The sequence below is a fragment of the Methanosphaerula palustris E1-9c genome (genome assembly GCF_000021965.1).
Classification (GTDB): domain Archaea; phylum Halobacteriota; class Methanomicrobia; order Methanomicrobiales; family Methanospirillaceae; genus Methanosphaerula; species Methanosphaerula palustris.
Map to the genome: position 1 here is coordinate 605,118 of NC_011832.1, position 18,172 is coordinate 623,289.

The 18,172-nt window shown below is 57.5% G+C and carries 8 protein-coding genes; 1 reads left to right on the top strand and 7 read right to left on the bottom strand.

The features are described from left to right. Positions 1-110 precede the first annotated feature (110 nt). The 5 genes from MPAL_RS03125 to MPAL_RS03145 all read right to left on the bottom strand — a co-directional run bounded on the left by MPAL_RS03125 (position 111) and on the right by MPAL_RS03145 (position 5,438). On the bottom strand, positions 111-1,490 hold the full coding sequence (locus tag MPAL_RS03125) for a small ribosomal subunit Rsm22 family protein (protein WP_012617308.1): 1,380 nt from the start codon (positions 1,488-1,490) through the stop codon (positions 111-113). A gap of 5 nt (positions 1,491-1,495) precedes the next feature. Continuing rightward, positions 1,496-2,428, bottom strand: a complete 933-nt coding sequence (locus tag MPAL_RS03130) for a glycosyltransferase family 2 protein (RefSeq protein ID WP_012617309.1) — start codon at positions 2,426-2,428, stop codon at positions 1,496-1,498. Between the two features lie 268 nt (positions 2,429-2,696). Continuing rightward, complete coding sequence (locus MPAL_RS03135; protein WP_012617310.1) at positions 2,697-3,005, bottom strand: hypothetical protein; 309 nt, start codon at positions 3,003-3,005, stop codon at positions 2,697-2,699. After that, positions 3,006-3,911, bottom strand: a complete 906-nt coding sequence (locus MPAL_RS03140; RefSeq protein WP_012617311.1) for an Mrp/NBP35 family ATP-binding protein — start codon at positions 3,909-3,911, stop codon at positions 3,006-3,008. 204 nt (positions 3,912-4,115) lie between these two features. Then, complete coding sequence (locus MPAL_RS03145; protein ID WP_012617312.1) at positions 4,116-5,438, bottom strand: response regulator; 1,323 nt, start codon at positions 5,436-5,438, stop codon at positions 4,116-4,118. A gap of 294 nt (positions 5,439-5,732) precedes the next feature. Between MPAL_RS03145 and MPAL_RS03150 the strand changes: the two genes are divergently transcribed. Next, a complete protein-coding gene (locus MPAL_RS03150; RefSeq protein ID WP_012617313.1) occupies positions 5,733-14,522 on the top strand; it encodes a GH36-type glycosyl hydrolase domain-containing protein in 8,790 nt (2,929 codons plus the stop codon). A 234-nt stretch (positions 14,523-14,756) separates the two neighbouring features. On the opposite strand, the gene MPAL_RS03155 is transcribed toward MPAL_RS03150, so the two are convergent. Both MPAL_RS03155 and MPAL_RS03160 read right to left on the bottom strand, forming a co-directional pair. Further along, positions 14,757-14,975, bottom strand: coding sequence for a hypothetical protein (locus MPAL_RS03155; protein WP_012617314.1), 219 nt, complete (start codon positions 14,973-14,975; stop codon positions 14,757-14,759). A 131-nt stretch (positions 14,976-15,106) separates the two neighbouring features. Next, on the bottom strand, positions 15,107-18,166 hold the full coding sequence (locus MPAL_RS03160) for an ATP-dependent helicase (RefSeq protein ID WP_012617315.1): 3,060 nt from the start codon (positions 18,164-18,166) through the stop codon (positions 15,107-15,109). Between the last annotated feature and the right edge of the window lie 6 nt (positions 18,167-18,172).

The window sequence follows — 18,172 nt, forward strand, 5'->3', positions numbered from 1 at the left end:
GGTTGCCTCGCGAAAACTCTTGAAATTTTTATGAAGAGATGATCCGCCGGCATAAGGATCGGATCTGAACCCGGAATGATAAAAATTCTGTCTGACCTGGAGATCCGGGATCAGTTCTCCAGGTCCTGCTGGAATGGAATGGCCCGGGACTGTTTACTGATCAGCAGGTTGTAGGCCCCGGTCTTTCTGTTCTGCCGGACCAGGACCCCCTGCAGAACCATTCCCTCTCCATATCCGCAGGTTCGAATCGCCCTGTTCTCTTCAGTCTCGTGGTACGCAGGGAGGACTGCAAAGACCGGCACTGGTGAGGTGCCGTCGCAGAGAAGGAAGACATGATTCTTCGGATCGCCGAGATCAGCCGACATCTTCATGGCCGCACACGAGACCCGGTGGTTCTCGTGGCTGGCGAGATGAGAGAAGCGTGCATATTTCTTTTCAGAGAGGGGCTCAAAGCGAGTCCTGGTTTTTTTATCCATTCTTATGATCGCAGAGGAGAACTTGATGTCCGTGTTCAGGTACCGGTACCCTTCCGGATCGTCAGCCAGCACCTCCATCAGATGGGTCGGTCGGATCGAGCGCCGCTCTTCAAAGGTCCAGCAGTCCTGGCAGCTGCACCGGCTCCTCCAGAGGTCCGGGCAGGGGCTGTAGACGGTGAGTCCGGCTGCTGCCAGCATCTGCGTGGTCTTTCTGAGCGCAGAGGAGGCCACCCGTTCTGCGGGTTCGATCAACAGAATAATTCCATCGGGTGCAAGCCGCGAGGTCCATCTCCTGATCAGGTCTGCCCGGTCCTGGATGCTGCTCTCGTGCAACTCGTTCAAGACGTTTGAGAAGACCAGCAGATCGATCGACACCGGCAGATCCTCCGGCTTCACCTTTGTGATGTCCTTATTCATCGGTGGAGTCAGGGTGACGGCAGGAACTTCTTTCCCGTAGCCTTCGACCAGATAGCGGTAGGCTTCCCGGTGCTCTTCAGACTGTTCGATGGCATGGATCGTGGCGTGACATCCGTGCAAACGCTTCATCAGGTCGATGACCGCGAGCGGGACTACTCCTGGCCCGGATCCTGCATCGACGATCACCATCTCCTTCTTCAACAGTCCGGCTGCTGCCAGTTCAGAGAAGATGCTGGCAAACTGCAGGTAGTAGACCGGGAACTGGTAGGCGAGATAAGCGATCACACTGTACCCGCCCTTGTAGGTGATCGGTTTTTTTGCCTTCTCGTTCCAGTACCGGATCTTCTGTGTAACGATCGCCCGCCTGATCCGGTCGAGGATCACCGGGTCATGCCAGTCCTTATCGATCTTTCTGACGATATACTGTTCGATCAGGTTCTGCAGGGCTGTGGGGACAGCGTCGGCTGCCAGGAACGACTGGATCGCTGTCCGCTCCTGTTCGTCCGGCACGAGTACCGCTGCCTGTTCGCTGACCTTTTGTCCACCTTCTGAATCGGGCAGCGGCCTGTTCTCATTCATCTCTTTCTTATGGGCCATAGGGTTCAGTTATCGATCTCCTTATCGCGTGCCTGGTATGCACTGATCATTCGGTTGAAGATTGTCTCGCCGAAGAGAGAGAGGAGGGCGACACCCTGATACTTCAGGTTGCCGCGGTTCAGGGCGGCCCCCTTCTTCAGGTAGGTTCTGCCCTTTGCAAACTCTCCGACCGAGGCGAACTGGATCCCAAGCCTGATGTAATGCTCGGCGAGCAGGGCCGGGAACATCTTGAACTCGTCATAGTGCTTATTGAGTACCATCTCCATCCCGCGGTAGACACTGGTGTTGGTATTGGAGATGCCGGTCTCAGTGAAGTTGGAGTTGAGCAGCGGTTCATCAATATACGCAAACTTGTAATCCTTGCTGATCCGCAGGAACAGTTCCCACTCCTGCTTAGCTGGCAGCCCCTCCATCCAGAGTCCGGACTTTTCAAAGCACTCTTTTCTAACCACGGCTGCCTGCGTTGTCACAAAGTTGCCACGCATCAGTTCATGGTGAACGTCTCCGTCCCTCTGTTTCACCCAGGTGAACGGGATGTACATCTTCTGGTTGTTGCCCATATGCTTCCAGTAGCCTGAGTAGACGACGCCCACCTCCGGGCCCACCATCTCAAAGAGTTTCATATTTTTCTCGAGTTTGTCAGGGAACCAGTCGTCGTCGCTGTCCTGGAAGGCGATGAACGGTCCGCGGGCAGCCTGGATACCCACATTCCTGGCGTGGTTAGCTCCCTGGTTCGGCTCGTACCTGATATATCTGAGCCGTTCGTCGGTGATGGTCCTGATCACCTCCTCTGTGGAGTCCTTCGATCCATCATCAACCACGATCAGTTCCAGGTCCCTGTATGTCTGGTTCAGTACACTCTCGATAGCCGTGGGGAGCAGGTGTGCTCTGTTATAGGTAGGGAGAATGACACTGACCGTGGGAGTTGTACTCGCCATATCAGATCATGTATCGTATAAAAGAATAAACCCTCTCCAATGCCGAATTATTCAGGTTCTACCCAACTCTCATGTTCACGTTTTTGATCGGTTGACGCGCCGGTGCGACCCGATTGTACCTATCCGTCTTCTGCCTTAAAATTGCATGATATAGGGGAGGAATCCTTGGTATCCGGTTCCCTTGAACGTTGCACAGGCAGTGCCTGACATTATAAAAAAGCGGTGAGGATTACCCGGGTTGGGTGGCCGCCGGCAGCCTCCCTGTCCTTCACTCTGCCGATCGTTCGGTCACCTCGAGGAGGAGACTGCCGAAGATGACCCGCTCAAGCACCTGAGCCGCGTACCTGATTCGCTGTGCCTTCTCCATATCCTGGGTGCTATGGATATCTGTATAGATCTGAACCCGGACCAGGGCAAACCTGAGTTGTTCGAGCTCTGGCTCATTGAAGAGTTGGGCTGAACGGACGATTGGTTCGACTCTGTCAGGCAACTGGTTGAGGTCCTCTAAACAGATGACGATCTCCTTGTAGATCTCCATCTCCTCGCCAGTGCCCTGCAGCACCCGCATGAACTCCATTCAGTTCTCAACTCGCTTGACCAGTTCTTCCATCACGCTGTCGACCGCCTTCCAGGTCGGGCTGTCGCTGTGGCGAAGCACATAGGGTCTCCCCTCGTCGCCGGCCTCCCGCATGGCCAGGTCGAGCGGGATACTGCCGAGGAACGGAACACTGAACTCTTTTGCGGCTTTCTCTCCTCCTCCTTTGCCAAAAACGTCGATCTCGGTCTTGCAGTGCGGACAGATCAGCCCGCTCATATTCTCGACGATCCCGAGCACCGGGAGATCGAGTTTCTCGATGAACTTGATCGTCTTGCGTGAGTCGAGGATCGCGACCTCCTGTGGCGTCGTCACGATCACAGCGCCCCGAACATTCGGTGCCAGCTGAGCGATCGTCAGCGCCTCGTCCCCGGTGCCCGGCGGCAGGTCCACGACCAGGTAATCCAGCTGCCCCCAGTTCACTTCGTTTAAGAACTGGCTGATCACACTCATCTTCATCGGTCCACGCCAGATCACGGGAGTACTGGTGTCCGGGAGCAGGAATGCCATCGAGAGTGCACTCAGTGAACCGGTGATCCGTGCCGGCTCGATCAGATTCCCGATCACCTGCAGTTTGTAGTCTTCGATTCCGAGCATCTTTGCTACGCTCGGTCCATGCAGGTCCAGGTCGAGAAGACCTACATTAAAGCCGTGGTTTGAGAGTGCGTACGCGAGATTCACTGCCACTGTGGACTTGCCAACACCACCCTTTCCGCTCAGCACCAGGATCACATGTTTGACATCGATCTTCGCCTTCTCCGGGAGATGAGATGGTGCACCCTGCGCTCCATGTTCGCTGGCACTCGGGCAGCTCCCGCAGTCCCCGCTGCAGTTCTCCTGTTTCTCCGGTTCAGTACAAAGTTCACGTTGATCTTGATTATCTGCCATTGTCATCATCCTCTCTGTTGATCTGGTAGATGATGGTACTGTAGTGACCTGTCTTGGAGATCGCCTGAACAGGTGTATGATCAACATCCTGAACTGTCGATCTTAGAAACAAGATGAAAGAATCTACAGTGATCCCTACCTGGTTGGTATATAAATCAATTCGTCATGATCGGATAAAAAACCGAGCATAAGAGCAGATTACCCTCAATTTGCACTGGGATTCTCTGGTGACCTGGTGAGATTGTTGTCGATCTCCCTGCCCACAATCTGAAACTCAACCACAGTCCGGTTCCGGTCGGTGATCGCTCTGCAGACCCAGTGGACTGCTTTGATGCCTTGCGGAGTCGGGAGATGAGCTTCGAGGGCGATGAGCGGTTCATCTGCTGTCAGGGCTATAATCCTGGATCTGACTGTCTCCCGCTCCTCAGGGGCGAGCAGGTGATAGAGGTCCGCACCGATCAGGTCCTCCCGGAACCTGTTGCAGGACGTGATGAACGAGGTGTTCACAAAAGTCAGGAGACCGTCCGGGGTGAACCTTGCGACCATGTCGGTCTGATCTTCGATGATCGCCCGGTACCGGGCCTCACTGATCTCCAGGGCTTTCCGTGTTGTTCTGCGCTCTCTCTCTGTTCTGAGGGAGAAGATCCCATGTGCCATATCCCGTGCCAAACCCGTCAGGAGGTCCACCTCTTCTGGGTCGAATGCATCGGTCTCGATCGCATAGACCTTCAGAACCCCCCAGACGAATTCGTCATCGATCATTGGGATCGCTATTGAGGAGGCATATCCCCGGGCAGCAGCTTCTTTTCGCCAGGCCGCATTGAAGTTGGTCTGAAGGTTTCTGGCTACAGCCGGGGTTCTGGTCCTGATCGCTGTTCTGGTATGCCCATCACCATCGGCAGTCTCCCGCCAGGAGATGGTCCCGGCTGAGAGGTATCCGTCCTCAAATCCGGCGTAAGCCAGGGGGTGTATGATCTTCTCGTCACCTTCGACGGAACCGACCCATGAGAACCGGTATCCTCCGAGGTTTACCAGGGTCTCGCAGATCTGGTGCAACAGTTCCTGTTCATCGGTGGTTCGGACGATGATCTGGTTGCAGGCCAGAATCATTCTGAGAGCACGATTGTACCGGGTGATCTTCTCATTATCCTTTCGTCGGGTGATCGCAGTCTGGAGCATATTACGCAGTTCTGCGAACTGCGGGGTAGCATTCCCTCCTTTCTGAAGATAGAAGTCCGCTCCGCAGTTCAGTGCCTCGATCACCACCTCCTCCCGTCCCCGGCCGGTGAAGAGGACGAACGGAACCTGTTTATCCTGTTTTCGTAGTTCTTTGAGAAAGGAGAGGCCATCCATATCAGGCATCTGATAGTCTGATATGATCGCATCAAAGGGATGCTCTCTGATCACCTGCAGCGCCTCAGTTGCAGAGGTGAGTGTCTCCACCTGCATATCCCCCCTCTTTTCAAGGAACAACTTTCCAATGTCCAGGAGTGATCGCTCATCATCAACATAGAGAACAGAGATCATGGCGGCTCCTCCTGTAATTAATAACGTACTATTTCACTTTCAGCGTAAAAAAGGGTCTGTTTTGTCTCAGGAGCCTTTTGAAAGACCGTCTTCTGTCTGTTGATTGGATCATTCATCGCTTCTTATTTATACTTCTGGAACCCTCTGAAACATACTAACTACCCTGATATATTCCGTGGAACAACCGGGAAAACCTTATTTGAGGAGAGGGGTATTATCGGAGAGCGTGGAAAGGTCTGTTGAATGCATCGATCGGAAGGGATGGTTCCTTCATGAGTCGGGGAAGGCTGTAGAGTGAGGGACTGGGTCGATACACTGCTTCGTGCGATCACCAGGAAGACGATACCGGTCGGTGACGTAGTTTTGAGGGATCAGACCGATTTGAGTACAGACCCTCTCCGTGCAGAACTCTTCAGTGTCGATCAGTTGGCCCAGCATGCACAGGAGATAGCCGGTTGGTACAGCGTTGAAACCCGAAAGAAGGGTATCGACCGGCTTCTTCCCCGGCTTATTGAGAATGAGACGGTGCTGCTTGAGACCTATGAACTGATCTCGGCTGCCGTCGAAGTGAACCGACGTATCGCTCCGGCCGGGGAATGGCTGCTCGACAACTTCTACCTTGTCGAGGAGCAGATCCGGACTGCCCGCCGACACCTTCCGAAAGGCTACAGCAAGGAACTGCCCCACCTGATGAAAGGGCCGCTCAAAGGCTATCCCAGGGTCTATTTCATCGCACGGGAACTGATTGCCCATGTCGACGGACGTGTCGATACCGCGAGCCTCTCCGGTTTCATCGAAGCATATCAGAATGTCACACCCCTGCTGATCGGGGAACTCTGGGCGGTGCCGATCATGCTCAGGCTCTCGCTGATCGAGAACCTGAGGAGGGTCGCCGATAGAATTGCAGCAAACCGGCGGGATAGTGACGTTGCCAGTTACTGGGCAGATCGGATTGTCAAAACAGTGGAGACCGACCCGAAGTGCCTGATCCAGGTCGTCGCAGAGATGGCTTCCTCTGATCCTCCAATGACCAGTGCCTTTGTCGCTGAACTGGCCCGGCGGCTCCAGGGATGGTCAGCTGCGCTGGCCTTTCCTCTGACCTGGATCGAGCAGCGTCTCTCTGAGATGAACATGACCATCGAACAGATGGTCCAGGCCGAATCCCAGTCCCAGGCTGCAGATCAGGTTTCCATCGGGAACAGTATCAACAGTTTTCGCCTTCTCGACGCGATGGACTGGCGCGAATTCGTTGAACGAATGAGCGTCGTCGAGCGTACGCTTCGGGAGAATCCGGCGGACGAGTACGGGGATATGGACTTTGCCACCCGTGACCGGTACCGGCATGTGGTCGAGGCGATCGCAAAAGAGTCCGGGATCGCTGAGGAGAAGGTGGCGCTGAAGGCGATGGAACTCGCCCTCGACAACCGGATCCAACATGGTGGAGCCGGACGAGCCTCTCATGTCGGGTATTACCTGATCGACGAAGGACGACCCTCACTTCTTTCGGCTCTATCTGTCCCTCCCTCAATCGGGGATCGATGCCGGGCGTTTGGGTATGCCCATTCGCTGGGGCTCTACCTCGGTGGTATTGCACTGATCACCGGCTCTATCGTTCTCCTTGGGTATCGGTTCACCTCACCTCTCTTTTTTGGGATTGATCTCCTGGCCCTGCTGTTGCTGTTGATCCCTGCCAGTCAGGCCGGCGTCACGCTGATCAACTGGCTGGTGACGCTGCTGGTCAACCCTGTCCTCCTCCCCCGGATGGACTTCTCTGACGGAATCCCGTTTGAGATGCGCACCCTTGTGGTGATCCCCACGGTGCTGGCCGAGCCTGGCGACGTGGATGACCTGCTCGAGTCCCTCGAGGTCAGGTACCTGGCCAATCGGGATAAAAATCTGTACTTTGCCCTGTTGACCGACCTCGTCACTGCAAAAGAGGAGACGTTGCCTGGTGATGAAGCGATGGTCCTTCGTCTGGGCCAGGGGATCGAGGAACTGAACGAGCGGTACCGTGAAGAGAAGGCAGGAACCTTCTTCCTGATGCACCGGCCGCGCACCTGGAACCCTGTGGAAGGGGAGTGGATGGGATATGAACGGAAGCGGGGGATCATCAGTGCCCTGAACCGTCTTCTCCGTGAGAACATGATCGATGAGTTCTCAGTGATCATCGGCGATCAGTCCCTCCTCTCAGGTGTGAAGTACGTGATCACGCTCGATACCGATACCCAGTTACCCCGTGATATGGCCAGGCAGATGGTAGGAACGATGGCTCATCCGTTGAACCAACCGGTGATCGATCCGATGACCAAGTCTGTCTGTGATGGTTATAGCCTCCTCCAGCCTCGTGTGGGGCTGCTTCTCCCCGATATTGGTCTCTCCCGTTTTGTGCGGTACTTTGGCGGTGAGCCGGGGATCGATCCCTATACCCGGGCGATCTCTGATGTCTATCAGGATCTCTTCTTTGAAGGTTCGTTCATTGGAAAAGGGATCTATGATGTCGATATCTTTGCCCAATCAGCAGAAGGAAGGTTTCCTGAGAACCTGATCCTGAGCCATGACCTGCTCGAAGGGTGCTATGCCCGGACCGGGCTGGTCAGCGATCTCCAGGTCTTTGAGGAGTACCCTGCCAGGTATCTGACCGACATCAAACGGAGGCATCGCTGGATCCGCGGGGACTGGCAGATTGCGCCGTGGGTCTTATCAAAGGTGCCTGGTCCGGATGGTGTCAAAGTGAAAAATTCCCTCTCCCTCCTCTCCCGCTGGAAGATCTTTGACAACCTGCGCAGAAGTATTGTTCCTCCGGCCATGCTGCTGCTGCTGGTCATATCATGGGCTTTTCTCCCGCAGGTCTGGACCTGGCTGATCATCGGGGTCTATCTGGTCCCGCCAGCCCTCATGTATCTCTGGAGGGTGGTCAGAAAGTCACCGGATCAGTCACTGCCTTTCCATCTGCGCGAGGTCTTATCCTCACTTCCGGTTCAATTTGCGGTCCCCGTTATCTCACTGGCTCTGCTGCCGTACGAGGCCTTTATCAGCCTTGATGCAGTGCTCCGAACCTGGTGGCGGATGCTGATCAGCCACCGTTGTTTGTTGAACTGGACGACCTACCGGGAGGCTGACCGAAGCGGACAGAGCGATCTGATCGGGTCGTATTACACCATGTGGACCGCTCCACTGGTAGCCGTGCTCTCACTGTCTGGCCTTGTCCTGTTTCGTCCGTCAGCTCTGATGTCGGCCGGTCTCTTTGTGGTGGCATGGATTGCCTCTCCAGGATTGGCCTGGTGGCTCAGCCAACCGATCCCTACCAAGACGACTGCCCTGACCCCTGATCAGATGCTCTTTTTACGAGCAATCTCTCGGAGAACCTGGAGGTTCTTTGAGACGTTTGTGACAGCGAATGAGCACTGGCTCCCACCGGATAATTATCAGGAGGAGCCGATTGCAGTGATCGCCCATCGTACGTCCCCGACCGATATCGGCCTCTCGCTGCTGGCAGACCTGGGCGCGTATGACTCCGGGTACATCTCGGCTAGACGGCTGGTCGAGCGGACAGGAAAGACTCTGCAGACGATGGCAGGGATGAAAAGGTTCCGTGGACATTTTTATAACTGGTACGACACCGTTACCCTTGAACCGCTCCTTCCACTGTACATATCCACAGTGGACAGTGGGAACCTGACTGCTCACCTGCTGATTTTACGACAGGGTCTCTCTGACCTCTCCGAAGCCCCGGTTGTCTCAAATATGGCTTTTGAGGGGATTGCTGATACGCTCGCTCTCTTGAACGAAGCAGTGCTGGCAGCCGTCAAGGCTGAAGCGGGTGCAGTCTCTGATGAGACCAGGGCCTGGATTGCAGAGATAGACGTTGCCTGTACTGTGATGCCAAAGACGCTTCATGAAGTATGGCAGGGGCTTGTGGTGCTCAGGGATCTTTCGTCAAAGGTGGCGGGGGATCTCCGCTCGCATTCTGACGATGAGATCCGGTGGTGGGCCCAGGCCGTAGAACAGCAGGTTCATGACCATCTGGAGGACCTGAAGTCACTCGCTTCGTGGGTTACCGTTGAACTGCCTCGAAACACGCCTACGATCGCTCCTTTCCCTGAGTATCAGGAGATCTGGGATAGAATTCTGAATCTGAAAGAATCTATTCCCACCCTGGCAGAGGTCACGGATCTTGAAGAGGGTCTGCTCGGCCCCCTGGATACCCTGCTGAGCCGGATTCTGGCGCTCAGCCCTGGTGGTGAGGGGGTCTCCGATGAGACCAGATCCTGGCTCCTTTCTCTGCGGAAGAAGATCCAATCCTCGAGTGAAGAGGTGGGTGAGCGTCTGAAGCTGGTTGATAATCTGATCGCCCTCTGCACGAACTTCAGTGGGATCGAGTACGAGTTTCTCTATGACCGGACCAGTGAACTCCTTTCGATCGGGTACAATGCCACCGATCTCCGGCGGGATGCCAGTTCCTATGATCTGCTCGCCTCTGAGGCCCGGCTTGCCAGTTATGTCGCGATTGCGCAGGGTAGCCTCCCGCAGGAGCACTGGTTTGCCCTCGGCCGGTTACTGACGGCCGGGAGCACCGGTGAACCGATCCTTCTCTCCTGGAGCGGCTCGATGTTCGAGTATCTGATGCCTCTGCTGGTGATGCCGACCTATGAGAATACGCTCCTCGATCGGACCTATCATGCCATGGTGGCCAGGCAGATCGAGTACGGGCGGAGACGGGGTGTCCCCTGGGGAGTTTCCGAGTCCGGGTACAACATCACTGATGCCAACCTGAACTACCAGTATCGGGCGTTCGGGGTTCCCGGACTCGGGTTCAAGCGAGGGCTCGCCGAGGACCTGGTGATCACCCCCTATGCATCGGCGATGGCGTTGATGGTCGACCCCCGTGCTGCCTGTCAGAACCTGGAACAGCTGGCCTTATCTGGATTTGTCGGCCAGTACGGGTTCTACGAGGCGATTGATTTCACCCCGTCCCGGGTTAGCCCAGGTCAGTCTTATGCTGTGGTCAGATCCTACATGGTGCATCATCAGGGGATGACCCTCCTCTCCCTCCTCTATCTTCGGGGTCGTCCGATGCAACGGCGGTTTGAAGCCGAGCCGCTCTTAAAAGCCACCTCATTGCTGCTCCAGGAGAAGGTGCCGAAGGTGGCGCCGTTCTATCCGCATGCCGGTGAGGTACAGGGAATCCATAAGATGCTCGGCGAACCTGAATCGATGATGCGGGTCTATACGACCCCAAATACCCCGCGACCTGAAGTCCAGCTCCTCTCCAATGGCAGATACCATGTGATGGTCAATAATGCCGGGGCCGGGTACAGCCGGTGGAAGGACCTGGCTGTGACCAGGTGGCGGGAGGATCCGACAGCGGACTGTGCCGGCACCTTCTGTTATGTCAGGGATGTGGAGAGTGGGGTCTTCTGGTCGACGGCCTTCCAGCCAGCCTGCAGGCCCACCTCCTCCTATCAGGCGATCTTTCAGCAACCCCGTGCAGAGTTCCGGCGACGCGATCCGGATATCGATACCCATGTCGAGGTGATCGTCTCTCCCGAGGATGATGTAGAACTGCGCAGAGTCCGGATCACGAACCGTTCATGGCGCCGGCGGACGATCGAACTGACCAGTTATGCCGAGGTGGTGCTGGCGCCACAGGGTGCCGACGAGTCCCACCCCGCCTTCAGCAACCTGTTCGTCCAGACCGAACTGGTCCGGAGCCGGAATGGGATCCTTGCCACCCGCAGGCCGCGTTCAGATGGGGAGCATCCGCCATGGCTCTTCCATATGATGACCCTGCATGGCACCACGTCGGTCAGGAAGATTTCGTATGAGACCGATCGGGCCCGGTTCATCGGCCGTGGACGGACGCTCCGGGATCCGGTCGCGATGACCGACTCCTCAACCCTTTCGGATACGGCAGGGTCTGTACTCGATCCGGTGGTGGCGATCCGGTGCACGATCACGATCGAGCCCCAGGAGACGGCGGTGGTGAATATCTTCACCGGGGTCAGTGAGACCCGGGTCGGTGCAGAGGGACTGATCGAGAAGTATTATGATGCCTATATCGGGGAGCGGGTCGCAGAACTGGCCTGGACACATGCCCAGGTGGTGCTCAGACAGTTGAATGCCACTGAGAGTCAGGCGCGGGACTTTGCATCACTGGCTGCCTCGGTGGTCTATGCCAACCCGACCCGTCGTGCTTCCCCCGAGGTGCTGATACAGAACCGGCGAGGTCAGTCCGGGCTCTGGGGATATGGGATCTCCGGGGATTATCCGATCGTGCTGGTCCGGATCCGCGACCGTTCTGGTCTCGCCCTGGTCAGGGAGATGGTGCAGGCGCATGCTTACTGGCGTGTGAAAGGGTTGATGGTGGACCTGGTGATCTGGAACGAAGACCAGTCCGGATACCGACAGGAGTTGCAGGACGAGATCCATCGGCAGATGGCCGGCAGTCCTGATATCCAGCAGATCGACCGGCCGGGAGGGATCTTTGTTCGGCGGCTCGAACAGATGTCTGATGAGGATCGCGTGCTGATGCAGACCGTAGCACGGGTGATCATCACAGATCGGGGTGGATCCCTGGCCGAACAGATGGAGCGGGGAGGGTGGAGCGACCTGGCTGTGCCGCCTCTTATACCCGTGAAGACCTGGCGTCCGGAGCGGCCGTCTCTCCTCGCAGATGCTGAGGATGGCCTCCGTTTCTTCAATGGATACGGTGGGTTTACCGAGGACGGGCATGAGTACCGGATCATCTCTGGGGCTGGGAAGGAGACGCCTGCCCCCTGGGTGAATGTGCTGGCCAACCCGATCTTCGGGACTGTCATCTCGGAGAGTGGCGGTTCCTATACCTGGAGTGAGAACGCTCACGAGTTCAGACTGACCCCCTGGTACAACGACCCGGTCAGGGATCTGAGCGGTGAGGCGCTGTACATCCGGGATGAAGAGACCGGGCGGTTCTGGTCGCCGACGCCCCTTCCGGCCCGTGGCACCCACCAGTACCTGACCCGACATGGATTCGGATACTCGGTCTTTGAATATGCTGAAAGCGGGATCCACACGAAACTGACGGTCTTTGTGCCGGTGGACAGTTCAGTGAAGTTCCTCGTGCTGAAGATCAGGAACACCTCCGGGCGTGTACGGGCGCTCTCGGTGACTGGATATGTGGAATGGGTGCTCGGGGAGCTCCGACAGCGGTCCCTGCTGCATGTGACCACCGAGATCGATCCGATCAGCGGGGCTCTCTTTGCGAGGAATCCCTACAATAACGAGTTCCCCGATCGGGTGGCATTCTTCGACGCCAACGAGTTGAACCGGACGGTGACCGGCGATCGCCATGAGTTCCTCGGCAGGAACGGGACTCCTGCAGCGCCGGCAGCGATGGGACGGGCCCGGCTCTCAGGCAAGGTCGGGCCGGGTCTGGACCCCTGTGCCGCGATACAGGTTCCGTTCTCTCTCGCTGACGGACAGGAGCATGAGATCGTCTTTATGCTCGGGGTCGGTCATGATCTCGATGCTGCTCGGAACCTTATCCAGCGGTACCGCGGTGTCGGGCCGGCCAGAACTGAACTCGAAGCGGTCAGGCAATACTGGACATGGACCCTCGGTGCAGTACACATTTCGACTCCTGATCCTTCGGTGGACCTGCTCGCCAACGGCTGGTTGATGTACCAGACCCTGGCCTGCCGTATCTGGGGGAGGACCGGGTTCTACCAGTCCGGTGGGGCGTTCGGTTTTCGTGACCAGCTTCAGGATGTGATGCCTATACTCCATGCCGAGCCCCGGCTGGCGCGCAAGCATCTTCTCCTCTGTGCCGGTCATCAGTTCGTTGAAGGGGATGTGCAGCACTGGTGGCACCCGCCGATGGACCGGGGTGTCAGAACGCACTGTTCTGATGATTACCTCTGGCTGCCGCTGGTCACCTGCAGGTATGTTCTCGGCACCCGGGATACCGGGGTCCTGAATGAGCGGATACCGTTCCTTGAAGGCAGGCCGCTGAAACCTGAGGAGGAATCTTATTATGATCTGCCGAGGGTCTCACCGGAGTCAGGGACGCTCTATGAGCACTGTGTCAGGGCGATCCGGTGGGGACTGAAGTTCGGTTCTCACGGGCTTCCGCTGATCGGGAGTGGGGATTGGAATGACGGGATGAACCTGGTCGGCGCTCATGGCCAGGGTGAGAGTGTCTGGCTCGGGTTCTTCCTGTATGACGTCCTTTTCCAGTTTGCCGAGGTGGCCCGGATCCGCGAGGATACCGAGTTTGCAGACCTCTGCATGGTCAATGCCGAACGGTTGCGGCAGAATCTGGAACAGAACGGTTGGGATGGAAGATGGTACCGGCGTGCGTACTTCGACTCCGGGGAGCCGCTCGGTTCAAATCAGAACCAGGAGTGCTTCATCGACTCGATCGCACAATCCTGGTCTGTGCTCTCAGGTGCGGGTGACAAAGAACGGGTCAGAACGGCGATGGAGTCAGTCGAGGAGCATCTGGTCCGGCACCAGGATAGACTGATCGCGCTGTTGACCCCGCCATTTGATAAATCGACGCCGAATCCAGGGTATATCAAGGGATATGTGCCCGGGGTGCGGGAGAATGGCGGACAATACACCCATGCGGCTATCTGGGTGGTGATGGCCTTTGCGGCTCTCGGGGACCAGCGACGTTCCTGGGACCTCTTTAACCTGATCAACCCGATCAACCATAGCAGCACCCCGGAGGATGCCAAGAGGTACCGGGTCGAGCCGTACGTCGCTGCTGCTGATGTGTATGCAGTTGAACCGCATATTGGTCGTGGGGGCTGGACCTGGTATACCGGGTCGGCTGGATGGATGTACAGGCTGATCCTCGAGTCGCTCCTCGGTGTGCGACTGGAGGTGGACACCCTTCACTTCTCACCGTGCATTCCAGTAGGCTGGTCCTCGTTTACGATGGATTACCGGTTCCATGAGACCGTCCATCACATTGTGATCACGGCGACAGGGACGGCCTGTGGGGTTCGGTCTGTGACGGTCGACGGACTGCTGCAGCCGGACAGGACGGTGCGCCTGGTCAATGACCATCGAGAGCACATGGTCGAGGTGGTCCTTGGGTAAAAGGGGAGCTGGTCTGCCACCTCTGTTGGTACCAGCGTATGAAGAGTTCTGCTGGTGGTTATGAGGTGTTCTGCAGGGTTCGATTTTCTCTTGTTCGAAAACGAAGGGACGCGGAAATCAGCGTCGACATGGGGGATGCCATCCTGTTCCCAGGGTGATGTTCATCTCTTCCAACCTGGAACGGGATCTCTCTCCTAAAAATACCAGAGAACTGTGCAGACCGCTACGCAGTTCTCACCTGCCCTTTTGATCATGTCCCTCGGCTTCCATGGTGATCAGCTGCTTGTAGATGGTGAACAACCGCCCTAAACGCTCTCCTGTCGTTGCTTCAAGGCGTGCATCCCGAATATACTGTTCATCATCCCCTATTGATCTTGTCACCGTCTCGAATAGGGGAATCCAGGCCCCGTTCTCGAAATGGCCTGATTCTCCCTGGTACTCTATCATCTTCATCTCATTCCCTGGTATCGTCTTTTTTATAGGCCGTTATGGCCCGGAGAGGCAGCCTCTGGCTGGCTGCACCTGCCGGCATCAGGTCACACATGACCTGTCTGTCTCTGTCTAGATGTAGGATGGCCAGTATATTAGCCTTTCAGATCTGTACCACAGAGGGGTCGGTACGCACACCACTGGCATCTCTGATTGTCCGACTTGGGTGGAAACTCTTCCCTGGTGATCCCTCCGATCAGGGTGCTGAGTGTCCCAGTGAAGACCTGGATCGTCTCCTCGGTCGGGAGATACGAGACCCGTTTTCCATCCTTTAAGTAGAAGAGCTCGGCCTTCTCCGGGAGTACCTGATACATCTGCTGGACAGCCATGGAGTAAAGGTTCAGCTGGATATGTTCGCCGACCGCTTTCTTCGTGAGGGAGTCGGGTTTCTTGCCTGACTTGAAGTCGATCACCACATAATTTCCGTCCGGAGTTTGCTCGAGCCGGTCGATAAATCCATGGATGCTATGACCGGCGAAGGAGAAGGTGAACTCCTTCTCGACCCCGATCACGGTATTTGGGTTTCCTGCCTGCCATGCCAGATAGGTGTCGAGGAGAGCCGATGCCGAATCGTGGGCCTCCGACTCCTGGGTCTTCGATTCGTACGGCTCTGGGGACCAGTACTCTTCGAGGAGTGCGAGCCCCTGGTCGCGGAGCGACTGTGAGGGGTCGGGGTTCCTGGTGAGGTGCTCGATCACCGAATGGAGGGTGGAACCGAAGACCAGCTGGGGCTGCCTGGGCAGCGGGACCCGGTAGAGGTTGGCGAACTTGAACTGAAGCGGGCAGTCCTGGTAGGTCGAGAGGGCTGAGGCGGAGAACCGGTAGTTCGGTGGGATGAGCGACTGGTGGGGCGGGTCGAGGAGGGTTGTGATCCTGGTGTCGGCCCCGACCCGGCTCCCTGCTTTCGCGAGGAAGGCGTCCCGGTCGAAGTCATCGGTACCCTGCTCTGCGTACTCCCGCACTCCTTCGAGGGTCACAAGGGTCTGGATGGCCGTGGAGATGCGCATCTCCGAGACAGCCCGGACCACCTCCTCCTGCAGCGAGGTTCGGAGATCCTCGACAGGGTCTCCTGCCGTCACCGGCAGGGCCGGGGCGCAGGCCGGGGGCTCGACGACCGTGATGAGCGGGTTCTCCCGGAAGTTGAGTTCCTCCAGGAACGGGGACGGCTTCCTCTCACGTTTGTTGTCACCGTACCACTTCGCATAGGTCAGGTACAGCCGCTCCTCGGCTCGGGTCATCGCGACGTACAGGAGCCGGCGTTCCTCCTGAACAAAGAGTGCCTTCTCATCGTCGCCGGTCCGGAGCCCCCGGGCCAGGTCGCCGGGGACCCGGAACCGCTTGGGACTGTACCTGAGTGGGAACTTCTCCCTGGCCAGGTCTGCGACGAAGACCACCGGGAACTCCTTCCCCTTGCTCTTGTGGGCGGTCAGGATCTGCACTGCGTCACCTGCCTCCTTCTGCTCTCTGACGACTTCCACGGGGAAGGCGCCGAGCAGCTCCAAATACTGGAGAAGGCCGGGGATGGTCGCCTCGGGAGTCGTCCGGTCGAACTCCAGGACGATCTCGTGGAAGGTCGCGAGGTAGAGCCTGACCATGTCTGCCGTATCGGTGAGCGCCGAGCGGTACAGCCCGGAGGCCTGCATCATCACTGCATGGACCAGTTCCGGGAGGGTGTACCGCTCCTTCTGCTCGATGAAGGGGGCGAGCATCCGGACGACCTCTCCGACCGGCTCTGCATGATCAGGGACGATACTAGCCGCGTCCTGCATCGTCTCATAGACGCCGTCATCGTCGTCATCACCCCTCTTTATCGCTGCCGCATTGATCTTCTGCACCACGGTCTCAGGGATGGAGCAGATCTTCATGACCCGGTTCAGCGGGACGGCGGCCATCAGCGGGTTGTCGATGATCCGGAGGTATGCGACCATGTCCCTGACGACCGGCAGCTGCATGAAGTCCACGTTCGCCTGGTACTCGCAGGGGATGGCGTGCCGCTGCAGGGCGGCCTGGAACTTCTTTCCGTCTGCCTTCGTGCGACAGAGGACTGTGAAGTCGCGGTATTCGAGCGGTCGGTCTCCTCCGTCCTGCCTTGAGTGGTAGGGGGTGCCGACCAGCTTCTCGATCTCGGCTGCCACGTACTCGGCCTCACCCGCATCGTTCCCGCAGGCGGCGACGGTGACCGGTTCTCCATCGCCTTTCTCGGTGAAGAGGGCCTTTTCTCTCCGGCCTGGTGCGCCGGCCATCACCTGGAGGGCAAGGGAGAGAACTGCGCCTGAGTTCCTGTAATTCTGGTCGAGGAGGGTCTCGGTGTGGGTGGCGGCCCACTGCTTGAAGTCCCTGATGTTGGTGAGGTAGGCGCCCCGGAACCGGTAGATGGTCTGGTCGTCGTCTCCGACGACGCAGAGGTTTTCGCCGGCGATCTCCTTGATCAGCTGGAGCTGGGCATAGTTGGTGTCCTGGAACTCGTCGACCAGGATGTACCGGAACCGGGACCGGTACGATGAACGGAGAGCCGGGTCGGATCGAAAGAGGGTGACGGCCCCGTGGATCATATCGTCGAAGTCGATCAGGTTCCGCTCCCGCTTGTACTGCTCGTAGGCCCGGTAGACCTTCAGCAGGTCTCCGAGCTGCAGTAGGTACTCCTGCTCGGCCTCCTCGACCTGGACCGACTGTTTTTGGGTCAGGTAGTCGTCGAGCTCGTCCGGTGCGATCAGTTCGTCCCGGAACGCACTGATCCCATCGATGACCGCCTCGATCACGTCGGCCGCGTTGTTCCCGAGTTTGATGTGCTCAAAGTCGAAGATGTCGATATGCTGCAGCCCCCAGACGAGCTGGCTGGTCCGGCTGATCACCCCGCCCGAGACGTTCAGCCCGCTGCTCAGCATGTTGTCCTGGAGGACCTCCAGGCAGAAGGAGTGGAAGGTGTGGATCTCCAGGTCGAGGTTCGGGCGTTTCATCTCGATCCTGTCGTTCATCTCGGCGGCGGCCTTCTCTGAGAAGGTGAGGGCGAGGATCTCGGTGGGGGGAACGCCATGGTCGAGGAGGTGGAGGATCTTCTCGGTGATCACACGGGTCTTGCCTGAGCCTGGGCCGGCCAGGATCAGCTGGGTGCCGGCGTTCTCCACGGCGGTCTGCTGGGCGGGGTTGAGGGACATTGTGGA

Bases quoted from the DNA above. Each gene is read 5' to 3' on its own strand.
- MPAL_RS03125 (WP_012617308.1), bottom strand. From the start codon at position 1,490: ATGGCCCATAAGAAAGAGATGAATGAGAACAGGCCGCTGCCCGATTCA.
- MPAL_RS03130 (WP_012617309.1), bottom strand. From the start codon at position 2,428: ATGGCGAGTACAACTCCCACGGTCAGTGTCATTCTCCCTACCTATAAC.
- MPAL_RS03135 (WP_012617310.1), bottom strand. From the start codon at position 3,005: ATGGAGTTCATGCGGGTGCTGCAGGGCACTGGCGAGGAGATGGAGATC.
- MPAL_RS03140 (WP_012617311.1), bottom strand. From the start codon at position 3,911: ATGGCAGATAATCAAGATCAACGTGAACTTTGTACTGAACCGGAGAAA.
- MPAL_RS03145 (WP_012617312.1), bottom strand. From the start codon at position 5,438: ATGATCTCTGTTCTCTATGTTGATGATGAGCGATCACTCCTGGACATT.
- MPAL_RS03155 (WP_012617314.1), bottom strand. From the start codon at position 14,975: ATGAAGATGATAGAGTACCAGGGAGAATCAGGCCATTTCGAGAACGGG.
- MPAL_RS03160 (WP_012617315.1), bottom strand. From the start codon at position 18,166: ATGTCCCTCAACCCCGCCCAGCAGACCGCCGTGGAGAACGCCGGCACC.